15 protein-coding genes are annotated in these 15,554 nt (G+C 66.0%); 5 read left to right on the top strand and 10 right to left on the bottom strand.

The window, feature by feature from the left end; all coding sequences use genetic code 11:
* The first annotated feature begins 7 nt into the window (after positions 1-7).
* The 3 genes from C1D09_RS25940 to C1D09_RS25930 all read left to right on the top strand — a co-directional run bounded on the left by C1D09_RS25940 (position 8) and on the right by C1D09_RS25930 (position 2,715).
* Positions 8-844: an arylamine N-acetyltransferase family protein gene (locus C1D09_RS25940; RefSeq protein WP_143976924.1), complete on the top strand. Its 837-nt coding sequence runs from the start codon at positions 8-10 to the stop codon at positions 842-844.
* Entirely contained in the window at positions 841-1,842 is a 1,002-nt protein-coding gene (locus tag C1D09_RS25935) for an LLM class flavin-dependent oxidoreductase (RefSeq protein ID WP_143976923.1), read from the top strand. The genes C1D09_RS25940 and C1D09_RS25935 overlap by 4 nt, the downstream gene beginning before the upstream one ends.
* Positions 1,843-1,920: 78 nt before the next feature.
* Positions 1,921-2,715 carry an inositol monophosphatase family protein gene (locus C1D09_RS25930; protein ID WP_143976922.1) on the top strand — a complete coding sequence of 265 codons (795 nt, stop codon included), beginning with the start codon at positions 1,921-1,923 and terminating at the stop codon, positions 2,713-2,715.
* A 32-nt stretch (positions 2,716-2,747) separates the two neighbouring features.
* On the opposite strand, the gene C1D09_RS25925 is transcribed toward C1D09_RS25930, so the two are convergent.
* The 6 genes from C1D09_RS25925 to C1D09_RS25900 are packed head-to-tail and all read right to left on the bottom strand — an operon-like array spanning position 2,748 to position 9,878.
* The gene (locus tag C1D09_RS25925) at positions 2,748-3,209 is read right to left on the bottom strand and encodes a MarR family winged helix-turn-helix transcriptional regulator (protein ID WP_010912774.1); all 462 of its coding nucleotides are present in this window, start codon (positions 3,207-3,209) and stop codon (positions 2,748-2,750) included.
* Positions 3,206-3,790 carry an amino acid synthesis family protein gene (locus C1D09_RS25920; RefSeq protein WP_095793936.1) on the bottom strand — a complete coding sequence of 195 codons (585 nt, stop codon included), beginning with the start codon at positions 3,788-3,790 and terminating at the stop codon, positions 3,206-3,208. The genes C1D09_RS25925 and C1D09_RS25920 overlap by 4 nt, the downstream gene beginning before the upstream one ends.
* Positions 3,783-4,667, bottom strand: coding sequence for a UPF0280 family protein (locus C1D09_RS25915; RefSeq protein WP_143976921.1), 885 nt, complete (start codon positions 4,665-4,667; stop codon positions 3,783-3,785). Before C1D09_RS25915 ends, C1D09_RS25920 begins: the two co-directional genes overlap by 8 nt.
* A complete protein-coding gene (locus C1D09_RS25910; RefSeq protein WP_143976920.1) occupies positions 4,667-6,208 on the bottom strand; it encodes a 6-hydroxynicotinate reductase in 1,542 nt (513 codons plus the stop codon). The genes C1D09_RS25915 and C1D09_RS25910 overlap by 1 nt, the downstream gene beginning before the upstream one ends.
* The gene (locus C1D09_RS25905; protein ID WP_143976919.1) at positions 6,205-9,021 is read right to left on the bottom strand and encodes a molybdopterin-dependent oxidoreductase; all 2,817 of its coding nucleotides are present in this window, start codon (positions 9,019-9,021) and stop codon (positions 6,205-6,207) included. Before C1D09_RS25905 ends, C1D09_RS25910 begins: the two co-directional genes overlap by 4 nt.
* Positions 9,018-9,878 (bottom strand): FAD binding domain-containing protein, encoded by an 861-nt coding sequence (locus C1D09_RS25900; RefSeq protein ID WP_143976918.1) that lies wholly within the window; start codon positions 9,876-9,878, stop codon positions 9,018-9,020. Before C1D09_RS25900 ends, C1D09_RS25905 begins: the two co-directional genes overlap by 4 nt.
* Before the next feature lie 298 nt (positions 9,879-10,176).
* Between C1D09_RS25900 and pncA the strand changes: the two genes are divergently transcribed.
* Together pncA and C1D09_RS25890 are read left to right on the top strand one after the other, a co-directional pair.
* Entirely contained in the window at positions 10,177-10,791 is a 615-nt protein-coding gene (pncA, locus tag C1D09_RS25895; RefSeq protein WP_143976917.1) for a bifunctional nicotinamidase/pyrazinamidase, read from the top strand.
* 49 nt (positions 10,792-10,840) lie between these two features.
* Entirely contained in the window at positions 10,841-12,250 is a 1,410-nt protein-coding gene (locus C1D09_RS25890) for a sodium:proton antiporter (RefSeq protein WP_143976916.1), read from the top strand.
* On the opposite strand, the gene C1D09_RS25885 is transcribed toward C1D09_RS25890, so the two are convergent.
* From C1D09_RS25885 to C1D09_RS25870, 4 genes are read right to left on the bottom strand one after another with little or no spacing between them, the layout of a single operon-like run.
* A complete protein-coding gene (locus tag C1D09_RS25885; protein ID WP_143976915.1) occupies positions 12,251-12,988 on the bottom strand; it encodes an ABC transporter ATP-binding protein in 738 nt (245 codons plus the stop codon).
* Entirely contained in the window at positions 12,985-13,710 is a 726-nt protein-coding gene (locus tag C1D09_RS25880) for an ABC transporter ATP-binding protein (protein ID WP_143976914.1), read from the bottom strand. Before C1D09_RS25880 ends, C1D09_RS25885 begins: the two co-directional genes overlap by 4 nt.
* A complete protein-coding gene (locus tag C1D09_RS25875; protein WP_143976913.1) occupies positions 13,707-14,669 on the bottom strand; it encodes a branched-chain amino acid ABC transporter permease in 963 nt (320 codons plus the stop codon). Before C1D09_RS25875 ends, C1D09_RS25880 begins: the two co-directional genes overlap by 4 nt.
* Positions 14,666-15,547 (bottom strand): branched-chain amino acid ABC transporter permease, encoded by an 882-nt coding sequence (locus C1D09_RS25870; RefSeq protein WP_095788473.1) that lies wholly within the window; start codon positions 15,545-15,547, stop codon positions 14,666-14,668. Before C1D09_RS25870 ends, C1D09_RS25875 begins: the two co-directional genes overlap by 4 nt.
* Positions 15,548-15,554 lie beyond the last annotated feature (7 nt).

Below are 15,554 nucleotides of genomic sequence, written 5' to 3'. Positions count from 1 at the left end.
CTTCCTTATGAGCGATGCCCCTGCCTTCGACCTCGACGCTTATCTCGCGCGCATCGGTTACGCCGGTCCGCGCGACGCGTCGCTGGATACGCTGAAGACGCTGCATTTCGCGCATCCGCAGGCGGTCCCCTTCGAGAACATCGATCCGTTTCTGGGCCGCCCGGTCCGGCTCGACCTTGCCGCGCTGCAGGACAAGATCGTCCGTGGCGGGCGCGGCGGCTACTGCTTCGAGCACAACCTCCTCTTCATGCATGCGCTGCAGGCGCTCGGCTTCGAGGTCGTCGGCCTGGCGGCGCGCGTGCTCTGGGGCCAGAGCGAGGACGCCATCACCGCGCGCAGCCATATGCTTTTGCGCGTCGAGCTCGATGGCCGCACCTACATCGCCGATGTCGGCTTCGGCGGGCTGACCCTGACCGCGCCGCTGCTGCTGGATCCCGGTCCGGAACAGAAAACCCCGCACGAGCCGTTCCGCCTCGTCGAGGCCGGCGATCATTTGCGCTTGCAGGCCGCCATCGGCGGCGACTGGCGCTCGCTCTACCGCTTCGACCTGCAGCCGCAATACGAGGTCGACTATTCCGTCACCAATTACTTCCTCTCGACCAGCCCGACATCGCATTTCCTCGCCTCCGTCATTGCCGCGCGCGCCGCGCCGGACCGGCGTTACGCGCTGCGCGGGAACCGGCTGTCGATCCATCACCTTGGCGGCCGCACCGAGCAGACGGAGATAGCCACCGCTGCCGAACTCGCCGACACGCTGCAAGGCCTGTTCGGCATCATCATTCCCGACCGCACGGCTTTTGAGGCCAGAGTGCGTGAGAAGAGGATCGTGGAGACCGCCGCATGACCGATTTGTCCGTTCTCGACCTGTCGCCGATCGTCGAAGGCAGTGATGCGTCGCAGTCGCTGGCCAACTCGCTCGATCTTGCCCGCCATGCCGAGCGGCTGGGCTACAAGCGCTACTGGCTGGCCGAGCACCACAACATGCCGGGCATTGCGAGCGCCGCCACATCCGTGGTGATAGCCCATGTGGCCGGCGGCACCAGAACCATACGCGTCGGCGCCGGCGGCATCATGCTGCCCAACCATGCGCCGCTGGTCATCGCCGAGCAATTCGGCACGTTGGCCGCCCTGTTCCCGGGCCGCATCGATCTCGGCCTCGGCCGGGCCCCCGGCACCGACATGAACACCGCGCGCGCCTTGCGCCGCAACCTCGAGGCCGGCGCCGACAATTTCCCGCAGGATGTCGTCGAACTGATGGGCTATTTCATGCCGGCCGAGGAAGGCCAGCGGCTCAGGGCCGTGCCGGGCGAGGGCCAGGCCGTGCCGATCTGGATTCTCGGCTCCAGTCTCTACGGCGCGCAGCTCGCCGCCATGCTCGGTCTGCCCTACGCCTTCGCCTCGCATTTCGCGCCGGCCGAGCTTGATCATGCGTTGGACATCTATCGCTCGCGCTTCCAGCCGTCCGAACAGCTCGACAGGCCGCATGTGATGCTCGGCCTCAACGTCTTTGCCGCGCCCACCGATGCCGAGGCGCGGCTGCTGTTCACCTCGCTGCAGCAGGCCTTCGTCAATCTGCGCACCGGGCGTCCCGGTCGGTTGCCGCCGCCGGTCGAGAACTACGACCGCGATCTCGATCCGATGGCCAAGACCATGCTCGGCCAGGCGCTGTCCTGCGCCGTCGTCGGTTCTCCCGAAACGGTCCGCCAGGGCATCGACGCTTTCGTGCGCCGCACCGGCGCCGATGAACTGATGGTGACGGCGCAGATCTTCGATCACGCGGCGCGGGTGCGGTCGTTCGAGATCCTGGCAGACGCTCACAAATCGCTGTCGCAAGCGGCCTGACATTTATCCGCCAGGTGCTTTTGCCGGCGGCAATGCTCTGCTAAGTGCGGCGCATCTCCAGCGAGAGCGAGCCTTCCCGTGACCCATGATCTTGACGCCCGCACGCAGTTTGCCATCGATCTGGCGCGCCGGGCCGGCGAACGCGGCCTCGAATATTTCCGCGATCTGGAAAGCCTGACCATCGAGAGCAAGGGCCATCAGGACCTGGTTTCGCAAGCCGACCGCGAGGTCGAGCTGTTCATCCGTGCGGCGATCGCCAAGGCCTATCCGCAGGACGGCATCGTCGGCGAGGAACACGCCTCGGTCGCTGGCTCGAGCGGCTATGCCTGGGTCATCGATCCCATCGACGGCACCGCCAATTTCGTGCGCGGCATTCCGGCCTGGTGCGTGGTCATCGCTTGCGCAAGGGACGGGGAGACGGTCGTCGGCGTCATCCACGAACCGTCGACCGGCGAGACGTTCCATGGCAGGCGCGGTGGCGGCGCCTTCATCAACGGCAGGCCGATCAAGGCAAGTGCCGCGACCAGCCTGGAAGAAGGCTCTGTGGGGACTGGATTCTCGAATCGGGCCGAGGCCGAGAACATCGCGGTGCTGATCAAGAAGATCCTCGCCGAAGGCGGTGTCTTCTTCCGCAACGCGTCCGGCGCCCTGATGCTGGCCTATGTGGCCTCGGGCCGGCTGCTTGGCTATGTCGAGGAACACATGAACGCCTGGGACTGCCTGGCCGGCATGCTGCTGATCGAGGAGGCCGGCGGCACGGTCCTGAAGGCGGATCCCAAGACGGTGCTGCAGAGTGGCACGCAGGTCATCACCGGCGGCAAGGGCGTCTTCTCGAAGCTGCAGGAACTGTGCAGGGGAGCGTTCACGCTCTGATCGCCATTTGATGCGATGGATCGCGGCGGCACCTACGCCAGCTTGGCCAGCAGCTTCATGAAGGTGGCGATCTCCTTGGCCGAGAGCGGCGCCAGCGTTTCCCTGGTGATCTCGCGCGCCAGCGGGATCAGGCGTTCGATCGCGTCGCGGCCTTCCGCGGTCAGATTGACCAGCAGCCGCCTTTTGTCGACCTCATGCTTGGAGAGCTCGACCAGGCCGCGCGCCTTCAGCCGGTCGATCACGCCCTTCACCGTCGCCGCATCCATGGCGATCAGCGTGCCGAGCTGGTTCTGCGAGGTCTCGCCGACGTCGCGCAGCTTGGCGAGCGCCGCGAATTGCGGCGGCGTCAGGTCGCCGATATGCGCGGCGAAGATCGAGACATGGCGCTGGTGCGCCTTGCGCAGGATGAAGCCGACCTGCTCCTGCAGCAGGTAATCCTGTTCCTCGGGCTCTTCGACCTCGACCAGCTTGAGCAGATTGTCCTCGCCGCTCACCGAAGCCCGTCCCAGGCCTTGATGCCGTCGGCCGCGAGGCCGCCCATGCGGTTGTGGATGCGCGGTCCGCAGGTCATGGCCAGACAAAAAAGAATCTCGTCGGGGCGCGGCCCGTCGCTGATGCCGACTTCCATGGCGTCGAAATGGCTGCGCACATAGGCGGCGTTGATATGGCCGAGCGGCACGTCGAGCTTCGAGCCGAAGGCGCCGACCTTCTTGGCCGACGGCACGATCGCCTTGGCGTCGCCAAGCCGCTCGCGCATGGCGTAGCCGCCCGGCACGTGCCAGAGCGCGCCGTGCTCCAGTTCGCCCGCCGTTCCGACAATGGCGCCCTTGCCGTAGCCGTCGATCTGTTTGACGTCGCCGCCCAGTGCGGCGATCAGCCTGTCGGAAAGCAGCAGGCCGAGCGGCTTCAGATCGTCCATGGCGCTTTGCAGATCCTCGACATAGCGCCCGGCGAACGGGTTCCTGACCACGGCCATGGCCGCCGCACGCCGGCGCGGCACGTCCGCGACCGGACCGCCTTCGTGAAAGATCTCTTCGCTCAGCACCGCGATCTTGCGGATCGGAAACTCAGGCATGGGCAACTTCCTCCCTCGGATTTTTGCTGGGTGCGGCAAGCGCCACCGAACCACTGATGCGGGCCTCGCCGCCAAGAAACAGCGCCGATCCGGCAACCAGGCCGCGCCGGCGAAAATCTTCGGCGACGGCAAGGCCATTGTCCAGCGCCCGCGCCACCTCGCCAGGCGCAAGCATGCCGACGCCTTGCGTCACCAGTCGCGCGCCAAGGTCGCTGTCGGGCGACAATTCACATGCGGGAATGCGCTTGATGGCCGGATTGCCGGGCAGGTTCACCGCATTGGCAATGAGCGTTGCCGCCGCATCGGCCTCGGCGCCGGTCCGCGCCAGCACGGTGACGGCGTCGGCAATGCCAAGCGAGAAGGAACGGCCGCGCCAGCCGCTGGTGGCGACACCGCCGACGCCATCCTCCGCGCGGATCGTGATCCGGTCGGCCATGCCGTTGCCGGTCCCGGCGACCGCCAGGCCGATCGACCGGCCCTTGCCGATGTGAAGTGCGCTGTCACCGCCATTGTTGACATAGGCGCGCTCGAGCCTGCGGCCGGCAAGCAATGCAGCGAGCATTTCGTCGGCTACCGATCCTGCAACGGCCGCCATCGGTGTTATGAAGCTTTCTGCCAACGGCATGACGGCCGCTTCCATCCGGCGCGCCGTCGGACCGTCAAAAGCGCGCGGCGCCAGGAAAAATGCCGGGAGCCGCAATTCGGGAAGCTCCCTGACCAGCTCGATCAGCATCGTCTGGAATCGCGCGACGGCTTGCTCATACGCCAGGCGGCATTCCTGCGCCTCGCCGAAGGCCTCGATGATCAGGTCGATCGGCCCATGGTTGAGATGCAGCCGCTTGCCGTCCTGCAGCCAATGCGCTTGCGGGCCGTCCATCATTCGGTTCCGTTCGATGCGGCGCGCCGCAACTGCGCCAGCGGCGGCCATGGATTGTAGGACGGCGCACCGGTGCCTTGGCGCGGGTTGAGGTATTCGCCGCCCTTGGCGACGATGTCCTCGACGCTGCGGATCTCGGCCTCGTACCCGCCAAGCCTGACATAATCGTCGCGGCGCAAGGTGAACTCGATCGGCGCCACCAGCGCCGGCGTCGGCACATAGCCGAAGCCGCCTTCCGGCACCCTGGTGACATCGACCATCAGCGTGATGCCGCCCCCCGGCCAGACATAGACCGGTGCGCCGCCGACCGTCACATAGGTCTTCAGGCCTTGCACCGAACGGGTGAGATTGACGGGGTTTTCGGTGACGCCGGCGCGCAGCGAGCCGCCGGCACCGCCGATGAACAGCACGGTGCACAACGCCGGCTCGCAATTGTCCTCGATCAGATTGACCGACTTCTGCAACCGCTCCGGAAACGGCTTCTCGACCGGCTTCAATTCGTCGTCGAGTTCGTAGTAGGCGAACTGCTCGCCGGTGGTCGAAACCATCAGCAGCGATAGGCCCGGCCGCGCGCCCTTCTTGGCGTTCCACTCACCGAGGATCGACAGCGGGTCGGAAATCGAGGTGCCGCCCCAGCCGAGGCCGGGCTCGGAGACCTTGAAATAGCGGCCCGGCGTCGAGCGGCGGCCGATGATCTTGATGCCCGTATCCTGCCAGCCCAGCACCTTGCCGGCCTGGTGCTCGGAGACGACGCCGGTGATGTGGTCGTCGACCACCACCACTTCGTCGACCAGCCCGCGCCATTGCGTGGCGAACATGCCGATGGTGGCCGAACCGCAGCCGACACGCATGCGGTGTTCCTGCTTGCCGTCGATGACAGGCGGTTTGCCGGCTTCCACGATGATGGTGGCGCCGCCGTCGATGGTCAGTTCCACCGGCTTGCGGTTGCACAGGTTGAGCAGCGCGTCGCAGGTTGCCCGGCCTTCCGCCTTGGAGCCGCCGGTCAGATGGTGCACGCCGCCCAGCGACAGCATCTGCGAGCCATATTCGCCCGTCGTGACATGGCCGATCGCTTCGCCCTGGGCTCGCACGATCGCCGTTTCCGGTCCGATATGACGGTCGGTGTCGATCTTCACCTTGACGCCGCAATACGAAAAAATGCCTTCGGTGACGACGGTAACGAGATCGACGCCTTCGACCTGCTGGCTGACGATGAACGGCGCCGGCTTGTAGTCGGGATAGGTCGTGCCCGCGCCGATTGCCGTGACGAAGCGGCGGCCGGTGTTGACCAGTTCGCCGACCCATGCCTCGCCATCGGCGACGAAGGGCACGACTGTCCCGCCGGTCTCGGCCGCATGGTCGAGGATAGTCAGCGGGTCGACGCGCACGATCCGGCCGCCGGCATTGCCATAGCGGTCGCAGGCGCCGGTGCGGCCATCGGCTATGTAGCACATGACCGGGCACGCATCGCAGCGGATCTTCTCCGCCACCAGCTTCTCGCCGGGATCGTGCGTCTCGAAACGCTCGGCAAGCTCACTCATGCGCGTGCCTCCTTTTCGCGAATGGCGGCGCGGATGCGCGTCGGCGTCGCCGGAACCTTGGTGACCAGCACGCCGGTGGCATGGCGGATGGCGTTGAGGATCGCGGGTGCGGTCGGGATCAGCACATGCTCACCCAGGCCCTTGGCGCCGAACGGCCCTTCAGGATCGGGAACCTCGACCAGGATGGTTTCGATCGGGGGCACGTCGCCGATGGTCGGGATGAGATAGTCGTGCAGGTTCTCGGTGCGGCCGGGAATGTACTCTTCCATCAGCGCCATGCCGATGCCTTGCGCGATGCCGCCCTCGATCTGGCCCTCGACCAGCAGCGGGTTGATCGCCTTGCCGACATCATGCGCGGCGGTGATCTTGATCAGCTTCACCGTGCCGAGCTTGAGATCGACCTCGAGTTCGGCGATCTGCGCGCCATAGCCATAGACGGCGTAGGGTTTGCCTTGGCCCTTGGCGTCGAGCGGCAGCGTCGGCGGGTCGTAGGTCTCCTCGGCGCGGAAGACGAAGCCGTCGGCATCCGCGTCGAGCGAGGCGAGATCGATGCGGCGCGCGGCTTCGCCTTCGCGGATGACGATCGCCGCACCGTCCAGTCGCAGGGTTGCTTTCTCGGAGACATTGGCAAAGCGCAGGATCTCTTCCCGCAGGGCCCGCCCCGCCTTCTCGGCGGCCTTGCCGGTCACGAAAGTCTGGCGCGAGGCCGAGGTCTTTCCGGCGTCGGGGCTGATCGCCGTATCGGCGCTCTTCAGCCGGAATCTTTCCAGCGGAAGGCCAAGCGCGTCGGCACAGATCTGCGTGATGACGGTGTTGGAACCCTGGCCGATGTCGACGGCGCCCTGGTGCAGGATGACGGAGCCGTCAACCGCGATGCCGACCCGGATGGTGGACGGATTGGGCAGCGAGGTGTTGCCGCAGCCGTACCAGCAGGATGCCACGCCGACGCCGCGCCTTTGATCGCCGCGGGCATTGTTGAAAGCATCCGCGTCGGCTTGCGCCCGCGCCCAATGTGGCCGCAAGGCCTCGAGGCATTCGGCAATGCCGACGCCGGACTCCAACCTCTGGCCGGTAACCGTTTCGGATCCGTTCCGAAGGCAGTTTCTCAGGCGAAAGTCGAGGCGGTCGATGCCGAGCTTGCCGGCCAGCTCATCATAAAGCGTCTCCTGCATGATCGTCGCCTGCGGCACGCCGAAGCCACGGAAGGCGCCGGCGATCGGGCCATGGGTGTGGATGGCGCGGCCCTCGGCGCGGTAGTTCGGCGTTGCATAGGGACCGGAAGCGTGTACCGGCACGCGGTTGGCGACGGTGGGCCCCCAACTGGCATAGGCACCGGTGTTGAAATCACCTGAAAAGATCATGCCGGTGACACGGCCGGCGGCATCGGCGCCGATGGTCGCCTTCATCTCAGCGGGGTGGCGCTTGGTGGTCGACATCATCGATTCGTTGCGGCTGTAGGCCAAGGCGGCTGGCCGGGCGGTCTTCAGCGCCACGAGGCCGATCAGCGGCTGCAGCGAAACGTCGAGTTTCGAGCCGAAGCCGCCGCCGGTGGCGGTCGGCACGATGCGTACCTTGTCGACGGGCAGACCAAGCACCTTCGCCGTCTCGTCGCGGTCCATGTAGGGCGCCTGGGTGCAGGCGACCACGACCAGCGTGTCGCCGTCCATATAGGCATGGCCGGCCTCCGGCTCGATATAGGCGTGCTCGACATAGGAGGTGTCGATCGCGCCGGAAACCGTAACGGCGGCGCCGGCAAGCGCTGTCTCGGGGTTGCCGCGTTCGACGAAGCCGGAGGTCAGCAGGTTCGAAGGGCGGTCCTGATGGATCAGCCCGGCATCCCCGGCCTGCGCCTCGCAAGGCTGCAAGACATGCGGCAACTCAGTCCAGCGGATCGGAAAATCGGCGAGGTCCAGATCGGACATCGCCTCGCGCTCGCCGGCGACCAACGCCACCGCCTCGCCGCGAAGCCGCGCAAACCCTTCGGCCAGTGCCGGCTGGTCGGCGAACGGGCCGATGACGCCAAAACAGTTTTTGCCCGGAATGTCGGCCGCGGTGAAGACGCCAACGATGCCGGGGTGCTTCCTTGCCCAGCCGTCGAGATCGCCGAAGGCGAAGCCGGCGTGATAATGCGGCGAGCGGACCACCAGCACGGCGAGCGCATCGGCAGGGAAGGAATCGCCACCGAATTTCTCGGCCCCCGTCACCTTTGGCACGCCGTCCAGCCTGACGGGCGACGCGCCGATCGCATGGCCGGACTCCGGCAGGCGGAAATCGAGGCTTGTCACTTGCGAGGAGGCCTCCATCACCGCCGCGATGATCTTCCGGTAGCCGGTGCAGCGGCACAGAATGCCGCCCAGCGCATCCTGCACCTCGGTCTCGGTCGGTCTCGGTGTCGCGTCCAGCAGTGCCGTCGCCGCCACCAGCAGCGCCGGCGTGCAGATGCCGCACTGTGCCGCGCCATGCGCGAGGAAAGAAGCCTGCAGCGCCGACAATCGGCCGTTGGCCAGCCCCTCGACCGTCGTCACCGATGCGCCCGCCACCGAGGCCGCCGGCATCAGGCAGGCGCAGACGGGATCGCCGTCGACCAGCACCGTGCAGGCGCCGCAATCGCCGGCATCGCAGCCGACCTTGGTGCCGGTGAGCCGCAACTCGTCACGCAGCACCTGGGACAGCCGGCGCAGCGGCGGCACGTTGACCGAGACGGCGGTGCCGTTGACCGCGAAGGCAATGTCGGCGCGTTTGAGGCCGAGCCCAGCCGGAACGCCGCCCAAATCCGGCCGAGTTTCACCGACTTCAGGCAGGACCTGGCTCATGCCGCCACCATATGATCGTTCATCGGCCCGGCGGCCGTCAGCACGGCCCGGGCAACAATCTCGCGTACCGCGTCGAGCCGGTATTCGGCGCTGCCGCGCACATCGGCGATCGGCGACAGTTCCGTTATGGGCGCGGACTGGATGGCGCCGGCGAGCCCGCCATCCGTGGGCAATCCGAGCAATGCCGCCTCGACGCCGACAAGCCGCTTGGCGACAGCCGAGCACGACCCGACGGCAATGGCCGCTTCGGCAACCCTGCCGTTGGCGATGACAAGGCGCGCCGCCACCATGGCGATGGAGATGACGAGGTAGCGCCGCGCGCCGAGTTTCACGAAAGCCGATGCGCCGGCGGCGGCCAGCTTCGGTACGCGGATGGCGGTCACCATTTCGCCGGGCTGCAGGGCCGTGCGCCGATTGTCGAGAATGAAATCCGGCAACGGCAGATGCCGCGTCGATCTCGCCGAACGCAGTTCGACCTCGGCATCGAGCGCGAGCAGGCCCGGCACGCCATCGGCGGCCGGCGAGGCATTGCAAAAATTGCCCGCGACCGAGGCGACGTTCTGGATCTGCGGAGAACCGACCTCGCGCGCGGCCTGTTTCAGCGCATCGAAAGCCGGCGGCAAGGGGTGGCGGATGAGGTCGGTCCAGGTCGTGCGCGCGCCGATGACAAAGTGGTCATCCGTCTCGGCTATGCCGCGCAACGCAGCAAGGCCGTTGACGTCGAGGACATTGTCGCGCAACGGCTTCGCGCCCTGCGCCGGATAGAAATCCGTACCACCGGCAAGAATGCGCCAGGCGCCCTCGCCAAGCAGCGCGAGCGCTTCGTCTACCGTGGTGGGTTTCGCGTAACGGATCACGCTTTGCCTTCCCAGAGAGTGGGCCTTCCCCGAAATGGCCCTCCCAGGGCGTTTACCCCAGGCATGATCTTGCCGGTCCGCAAACCGGAAATTCATTCGTATGCAAATGATATCAAGCCGGCGGAAATTGTCAAAGCCAGAGTTTCGACCGCCGTCCTTGCCAGGGTTGCATTGCAACGAGATTGTTACGCCTTCGGAGGTTGACGCGGCCGGCCATCTGGTCAAGTTTCTGCCTCCGGTCGCGTCAGCGGCATCTTTCTACTGAGCCTGAGCCCAACGCGGAGAAGAAGGAGGCCCAATGGCCGACCAAGCGCTTGTTGTGATCGACCTGCAGAACGACTTTTGCCCGGGCGGCGCATTGGCCGTGACCGGCGGCGACGAGATCGTGCCGCTGGTCAACGACATGATCCGGCACGCCGACCATGTCGTGCTGACGCAGGACTGGCATCCGGCAGGGCATTCGAGCTTCGCCTCCAGTCATCCGGGCGCGCAGCCCTTCACCATGATCGACATGCCCTACGGCCAGCAGACCTTGTGGCCGGACCATTGCATCCAGGGCAGCCTCGGCTCGGACTTCCATTCCGGCCTTGCCTGGACCAAGGCCGAACTCGTCATCCGCAAGGGGTTTCGCCCGGCGATAGACAGCTATTCGGCGTTTTTCGAGAACGACCACACGACGCCGACAGGCCTCGGCGGCTACCTCAGGGAGCGCGGCATCGACACCGTCACCCTGGTCGGGCTGGCGACCGATTTCTGCGTCGGCTTTTCGGCGCTCGATGCCGTCAGCCAGGGTTTCAAGACCACCGTGCGGCTCGACGCCTGCCGCGGCATCGATCTCAACGGCTCGCTCGATGCCATGCTGCGGCGCTTGCGCGATGCCGGCGTGACGCTCGAAGACCATTTGTCGGACTGAACGGACGGTGGCGCAGCAGGGGGACTTTTCGCGGATCGGTGCAGGCGTGATGTCGGGCGCGGCCCTTGCCGTGGCCATGCTGTTGCCGGACGCAGCCGTCGCGGCCGAGGAACACGCGCTGCCCGGTGCTTCGATGTCATTGTGGTGGGCGCTGCCCTTCGCCGGCCTGCTGCTGTCGATCGCCACCGGTCCCCTGCTGTTCCACCATGTCTGGGAGCATCACTACGGCAAGATCGCGGCCTTGTGGGCGGCGCTGGTTGTCGTGCCTCTGGCGCTCGCCTTCGGGGTGCCGTCGGCGACCGGGGCCGTGCTGCACGCGCTGCTCACCGAATACATGTCCTTCATCATCCTGCTGTTCGCGCTGTTCACCATTTCGGGCGGCATCCTGGTCGCCGGCAACATCCATGGCACGCCGCTGGTCAATGCCGGGCTCCTGCTGGTCGGCGCGCTGCTCGCCTCGGTCATCGGCACGACGGGCGCCTCGATGATCCTGATCCGGCCGATCATCCGCGCCAACGACGCCAGGCCGTTCAACGCCCATGTCGTCGTCTTCTTCATCTTCCTGGTGTCCAACATCGGTGGCTCGCTGACGCCGCTCGGTGATCCCCCGCTGTTCGTCGGCTTCCTGCGCGGGGTCGATTTCTTCTGGACGACCGCCAACCTTTGGCGCGAGACGCTGTCCGTCGGCGGTTTGGTGCTGGCCGTGTTCCTGGCGATCGACATCATCCTGCACCGGCGCGAGGCCGGCGCGCCGAAGATCAAGGACCCGACGCCGGATTCGAAGGTTCGCATTCGCGGCCTGCCCAACATTCCGCTGCTGGCCGCAGTCATCGGCGCCATCCTGCTGTCGGCCAGGTGGCAGCCTGATGTGACCTTCTCCGTTCAAGGCGTGACGCTGGAACTGCAGAACCTCGTGCGCGACGCCGTCATCCTCGTGCTCGCCTTCGTGTCACTGGCGGTTTCTCGCAAGGAATACCGCGAGGCAAATGGCTTCAACTGGGGTCCGATCGCCGAAGTGGCAAAATTGTTTGCCAGCATCTTCATCTGCATCGTGCCGGTCATCGCCATCCTGAGGGCCGGTCACGAAGGCGCGCTGGCGCCGCTGGTCGCGCTCGTCACCTCGGCGCAAGGCACGCCCAACGATCTCGCCTATTTCTGGCTGACCGGAGCGCTGTCGTCCTTCCTCGACAATGCGCCGACCTATCTGGTGTTCTTCGAGCTTGCCGGCGGCGATCCACACCACCTGATGACCGAATTCGCCCCGACGCTCGCCGCGATCTCGGCGGGTGCGGTGTTCATGGGCGCCAACACCTATATCGGCAATGCGCCCAACTTCATGGTCTACGCCATCGCCAGGCAGCGCGGCGTCGAGATGCCCGGCTTCTTCGGCTACATGCTGTGGTCCGGGCTGGTGCTGATCCCGACCTTCTTGATCGCCGGCTTTCTGTTTTTCGGCTGATCAACCAACGCCGACATAGCGCCTGACCGCCGACGGGTCGGCGCGCAATTCCTCTACATCCACCGTCTCGCGGTTGCGGCCGTTCTCGATGAACGAGACGCGGTCGGCGACCGACAGCACCGCATCGACCCGCTGCTCCACCAAAATGGTGGAGACGTGCATCTCGCGCAGCTTCGATACCGTCTCGCGGATCTTGGCGATCATCGACGGCATCAGCCCTTCGGTCGGCTCGTCGAGCAACAGCACCTGCGGCTCGAGGCAGAGCGCTCGCGCCATCGCCAGCATCTGCTGCTCGCCACCCGACAGGGTGCCCGAGCGCTGCCGCAGCCGCTGGCGCAGCAATGGAAAGAGATCGAGGACGTTTTCCCGCACGGCCTTGCCCTTGCCGCGCGCCATCAGCCCGATCTCTATGTTTTCCGCCACCGTCATCTCGGCGAACAGCCGCCTGCCCTGCGGCACATAGGCGACGCCGGCCTTCGGCACCTCATGCGCGGGCAGGCCGGTCAATTCCCGGCCGGCGAGCTTGATCGAGCCGGCGCTTGAAGGAACCAGGCCCATGATCGCCTTCAGCGTCGTCGTCTTGCCGGCGCCGTTGCGGCCGAACAGGCACAGCACTTCGCCCTTGTTGAGCACGAGGTCGAGGCCGTAGAGCACCTGGACTTCGCCATAGAAGCAGTCCAGTCCCGAAATCCGCAGCGCTTCCGTCTTGCTCGCCTCGGCTTTGCTCGTTTCAATCATGGGGCGGTCCCCAGATAGGCTTCCTGCACCGCCGCGTTTTCGCGGATGGCCTCGGGCGTGCCTTCGGCGAGGATCTTGCCGGCGTTGAAGACGCTGATGCGGTCGGCCAGTTGCATGACGACGGGCATGTTGTGTTCAATCAGAAGCACCGTGGCGCTCCTGGCGATGTCGCGCACCAGCACGATGAAATTGTCGATCTCGCTGTCGGCGAGCCCCTGCGTCGGCTCGTCGAGGATCAGCAGGCGTGGCTTCAGCGCCAGGCCCATCGCCACCTCCAGCAGGCGTTGATGGCCATAGGATAATTGCCCGGCCGGCATATGGGCGCGGTCGGCGAGGCCCGTGCGTTCGAGCGCCATCATGACGCCGGCCTTCACCGCACCCTTGGAGCGGCCATCGCTCAGCGTGCGCTGCACCGGCAGGGCGACATTGTCGTAAGCGCTGAGATTGGCAAAGACGCTGGTGATCTGGAACGTGTAGGCAATGCCCTGGCGCACCCTGACATAAGCCGGCTGGCCGGTGATGTCGGCGCCGTCGAAGACGATCGCTCCCGAAGAGGGCTGGATGCGGCCGCTGACCAGGCCGACGAAGGTGGTCTTCCCCGCCCCGTTGGGGCCGATCACGGCGCGGATCTCTCCAGGCATCAAGGTGAAGTCGACACTGTCGACGGCGCGCAGGCCACCGAAATGGCGCGACAGGCCCTTGGTGGTCAAAAGCGGCGTCATGGCAGCCACCCGAGCCAGCGCTGGCGGATGGAGCCGAGAATGCCCTTCGGGAAAAACAACACCAGAACGATGAGCGCGATACCGACGATCAGCAGGTAGGCCGAGGTGTAGCCGCTGGTGACGTCGATGACATAGTACATGAAGACCGTGCCGATCAGCGGCCCGAGCGTCGTGGCGGCGCCGCCGAGCAGAACCCAGAGCAGCGGCAGGATCGAATACTGCACCGAGGCGAAGCTCGAGCCGACATAGCCGAACAGCAGCGCATAGGCGGCACCCGACGCGGCACAAACGGTTCCCGAGACGACGACGGCAATGAGCTTGTTGGAGAATGTGTCGTAGCCCAGCATCTTCGTGCGCTCCTCGTTCTCGCGGATGGCGACCAGCACGCGGCCATACCGGGAGCGCACGACAGCCAGCGTGACCAGGAGGACCAGCGAGAACAGCACAAGAGCGCTCATGTAGCGCACGGTCGGGTTGGTGAGGTCCAGCGAGGTCGCGCCGAGATTGAGCACGCGCGCCGGCTGCGGCACGACCTGGCCCTGATCGCCGCCGGTCCATGCGGCGAAGTAGAGGATCAGGAGATAACACACCTGGGCGAACATCATGGTGACGATCATGAAGGCGACACCCGTGGTGCGCAGCGCCAGCAGGCCGATCACCAGCGCCAGCACCGCGCCGCAGGCAATCCCGCCAAGGAAGGCCAGTGGCACGCTCCAGCCGAGCTGGATGATGGCAAGGCCGGCGCCGTAAAGCCCGGCGCCGAAGAACATGGCATGGCCGAGGCTGAGCAGGCCGACATAGCCGAACAGCATATTGTACCCCATGGCGAACACCGCCAGCACCATGATGCGCGCGAGCAGGCCGTGATAATAGTCCGGCAGCACGAAGCTCAGGACGAAGAGCAGGGCGATGACGCCGAGATGCAAGGAATAGGCTTTTGCCGGCGAAGCTTCGCTCATCGCGATGCCGTCCCGAACAGGCCTTGCGGCCGGAACACCAGCACCATGGCGACCAAGAGCGTAGCGATGATCTTGGCCAAGGTCGGCGAGAAGAACATCGAGATGATGCCGTCGGACAGGCCGATCAGCACGGCGGCGACGACGGTACCGCGCAGCGAGCCGAGGCCGCCGATGATGACGACGATGAAGGACAAGAGCAGCGGATCCTGTCCCATCAGGTAATGCGCCTGGCTGATAGGCACGATCAGCACCGCGGCGATGGCCGCCAGCATGGCGCCGAGCGCGAAGACGCCGCCATAGACGCGGTCGACCGGAATGCCGAAGGCCTGCGCCGTCTCGCTGTCATACTGCGTGGCACGCATGATCAGGCCGATCCTGGTGCGCGTCAGCACCAGCCATGTGGCGATCAGCAGGAGCGCCGAGGCGGCAATGATCGACAGTTTGTAGCCGGAATAGCCGAACCACGGCAAAAGAATGCGGTAGCTGAAGGGCGGCTCGACGGGCCGCGCTTCCGGACCGTAGAAACTCAGCGCCAGCTGCTGGATGATGTAGAGCATGCCGATCGTGGCGACGATGGTGGCTTCCGGATTGTAGTTGAGCCGGCGCAGCACCAGTCGCTCGGCCACCAGCGCAATAGCACCGACGATCAGCGGCGCAATCACCAGTGCCGCCAGGAAGCCGAGCGCCGGATGGCCCGATATCGCCGTCGAGATCGCCCAGGCGAGCACGGCGCCCAGCATGAAGAACTCGCCATGCGCGACATTGACGACGCGCATGACGCCAAACACCAGCGACAACCCGAGCGCCGTCAGCGCCAGAACGGCTGATGTGACGAGGCCTTCAAGGGCGGCAAGGAGGAGATGCGGACCGAAGTGCATTCAGGGC

The sequence above is a fragment of the Mesorhizobium intechi genome (genome assembly GCF_002879535.1).
In the GTDB taxonomy this organism is placed as follows: domain Bacteria; phylum Pseudomonadota; class Alphaproteobacteria; order Rhizobiales; family Rhizobiaceae; genus Mesorhizobium; species Mesorhizobium intechi.
The sequence above is the reverse complement of the archived record's forward strand: the minus strand, read 5'-3'. Positions and strand labels throughout refer to the sequence as shown.